General features: G+C 61.3%; 3 protein-coding genes and 1 pseudogene. 2 read left to right on the forward strand and 2 right to left on the reverse strand.

Annotation, left to right across the window (positions count from 1 at the left end):
* Positions 1-142: 142 nt before the first annotated feature.
* Positions 143-481 (reverse strand): P-II family nitrogen regulator, encoded by a 339-nt coding sequence (glnK, locus tag ACDELDRAFT_RS21270; RefSeq protein ID WP_005800325.1) that lies wholly within the window; start codon positions 479-481, stop codon positions 143-145.
* 42 nt (positions 482-523) lie between these two features.
* Positions 524-1,255, reverse strand: a complete 732-nt coding sequence (locus tag ACDELDRAFT_RS21275; RefSeq protein ID WP_005800327.1) for a TorF family putative porin — start codon at positions 1,253-1,255, stop codon at positions 524-526.
* 214 nt (positions 1,256-1,469) lie between these two features.
* Between ACDELDRAFT_RS21275 and ACDELDRAFT_RS24740 the strand changes: the two are divergent.
* Both ACDELDRAFT_RS24740 and ACDELDRAFT_RS21280 read left to right on the forward strand, forming a co-directional pair.
* A pseudogene (locus tag ACDELDRAFT_RS24740) lies at positions 1,470-1,577 on the forward strand (ATP-binding protein); the annotation flags it as partial.
* A gap of 33 nt (positions 1,578-1,610) precedes the next feature.
* On the forward strand, positions 1,611-2,535 hold a 925-nt coding region (locus ACDELDRAFT_RS21280), incomplete at its 3' end, for a recombinase family protein (protein WP_005800329.1).

Genomic DNA, 2,535 nt, shown 5'->3' on the forward strand with positions numbered 1-2,535 from the left:
TGCCGTCGCTGCGGGAGGGGCGTCGGCCGTGGCAGGCGCCTGGGCCAGGGACAGCGATGCTGCGGACAGCAGGCTCAGTCCCAGTACGAAGGAGGCAAGCAGTTTTTTCATGGCATGTTCTCTCTGTGGGATGCAGCGGGCCTTAGAGGGCTTCCTTGCCGGTTTCGCCGGTGCGGATGCGCACCACCTGCTCCAGATGGGTGACGAAGATCTTGCCGTCACCAATCTTGCCGGTGCGCGCCGCCCCTTCGATGGCTTCGATCACGCGGTCCACCAGATCGTCGGCCACGGCGGCCTCGATCTTCACCTTGGGCAGGAAATCGACCACATACTCCGCGCCACGGTACAGCTCGGTGTGGCCTTTCTGCCGCCCGAAGCCCTTGACCTCGGTTACCGTGATGCCCTGCACCCCGATGTCCGAGAGGGCTTCGCGCACCTCGTCGAGCTTGAAGGGCTTGATGATGGCTGTCACCATTTTCATGTTGAGTTCCTCCGAGAGGGGCGCCGCCGGCGCCCATGTGATTTACAGGGTTTTGGTGAGCGTGGCGATCACGCGGGATTTGTTGCCAGGACCGAAGTAGTCCTTCTTGTTGGCACCCACCACGGAGACGCCCAGCGTGAGGCCGTCGCCAAAGTCGTAGACGCCGCCGAGCTGGTAATCCATGTAGTTGGGCACGCCCGTGTCCTTGATGTCGCTGGCGAAGCGGGTGAAGCCCACTGCGGCCTTCAGCGTCACCTTGGGCATCACCTCCTGCGCGAACGCCAGGTTCAGGTAGCCCGTATTGCGGCCCTTGAGGCCGGAGCCGGACTTGGCGCCCGCCCAGCCGAAGTAGTCCTTCGACACCGTGTGCGAGTACTTGGCCGTGAACGGGCCATACGTGGCGGCGCCATAGAGTTCGGTGGTGTTGCCGCTGGTGTTGCCGGGGTACAGATAGGTCAGCGCACCCACATCCAGGTCCACCTCGCCCGCCTTGAACTTGTAGCCACCGTACAGGTCCGCTTCCAGCGAATTGCCGTGCAGCCAGTTCACGCTGGAGTTCCAGTTGCCCACATACCAGCCGGTGTCGCCGAAAGCGTAGTCGAAGCCACCCTGCACGGCGGGCTTGAAGGCACTGACCTTGCCGGTGTCCTGGTCCTGGCCGCGGAACTTGTAGTTGCTGGTCAGGCTGACGTTGCCGGTGAGCTGGGCGCTGGCCAGCATGGGCAGGGCTGCCACAAGGGCAACGCCCAGGAGCTTGATGGATGCATGGGTCATGGTTCCTCCAGTTGGACAAAGTACGGATACACAGGGGCTAAGCACGGTCCGTGCCACACAAGCGACACACGGTGCGGCCGCCTCTGGCCCGCCGCGCGCATTCCCCCTTACATTGGTGGTCCCGGCCCTGTGGCACCGCACCCGCGTGGTGCACGGCCCCGGCCGCAGGCGACAATCGCCCACTAACCGCACCCGTCTGGGGAGAAAACCGCTCATGAGTCTTGCTTTGGTGCAAAGTCGCGCCCTTCTGGGGCTGGAGGCACCATCTGTCACCGTCGAAGTGCATCTGGCGAACGGGCTCCCCAGCTTCACTATGGTAGGTCGATAATGGCACCCTTATTTTTCGTTGCATGCCATGCCCATTTCCACCTCCTTCCCCGAAGAAGCGCCTGAGACGCCCCCCGTTTCCAAGCCGGTCGCCTACAGCTACGTCCGGTTCAGCACTGCCCGCCAGGAACTAGGCGACAGCCTGCGGCGACAGGTCGAAATGGCTGAGACTTACTGCACGAAGCACGGCCTTGACCTGCATCCAGTGTCTTACCGGGACCTCGGTGTGAGCGCTTTCAAGCGCAAGAACTTAGAAAAAGGTGCACTTGCCGCGTTCATCGACGCTGTGAAGACTGGAAAAGTGCCGATGGGCAGCTATTTGGTCATCGAGCAGTTCGACCGCCTTAGCCGCGCGGACGTTGACGTGGCGTTGCGCTTACTGCTCGACCTTGTTCACTCCGGAATAACGCTCGTGACGCTAGTCGACGAGAAGATTTGGGATCGAGAGGCGATCAAGGACGTCGGCAACCTCATTCTTGCAATCGTGTTCATGAGCCGCGCGAACAACGAATCAACCTCAAAGGCTACGCGAATTGGACTGAAATGGGACCAGAAGAAGCTCAACGCAAAGACTCCTGGCGCGCGCATCGTTACGAGCGAGTGCCCTCGTTGGCTCCGACCCACCGCAGACAAAACAGGCTTCGAAATCATCGAAGAGCGCGCTGAAAGCGTGCGCAAGGTGTTCGCCATGCGTATCGGTGGCCACGGCATCGTCGGCATCGTCAGCCGCGCCAACGATGAGGGTTGGCCTGTTCCGGGCAAGAAGGCGGTGCGCAAATCCGGCGAAGACAAGGAAACGTTCAAGCTTAGGTCCAGCACCGAAATGACATGGCACACCTCAACGGTCGGTCGGATGCTTAAAAACCGAGCAGTTCTGGGTGAGTACCTGCCGCACAAAAACGGGGAAGACGGCAATCGCATCCCAGCCGCTGAACCTATCCTGGGCTACTACC

It is taken from the genome of Acidovorax delafieldii 2AN, from assembly GCF_000175235.1.
GTDB classification, from domain to species: Bacteria; Pseudomonadota; Gammaproteobacteria; order Burkholderiales; family Burkholderiaceae_C; genus Acidovorax; species Acidovorax delafieldii_B.

What these genes read in the sequence shown, in the direction of transcription:
- glnK (WP_005800325.1), bottom strand. Translation starts at nt 481, where the DNA reads ATGAAAATGGTGACAGCCATCATCAAGCCCTTCAAGCTCGACGAGGTG.
- ACDELDRAFT_RS21275 (WP_005800327.1), bottom strand. Translation starts at nt 1,255, where the DNA reads ATGACCCATGCATCCATCAAGCTCCTGGGCGTTGCCCTTGTGGCAGCC.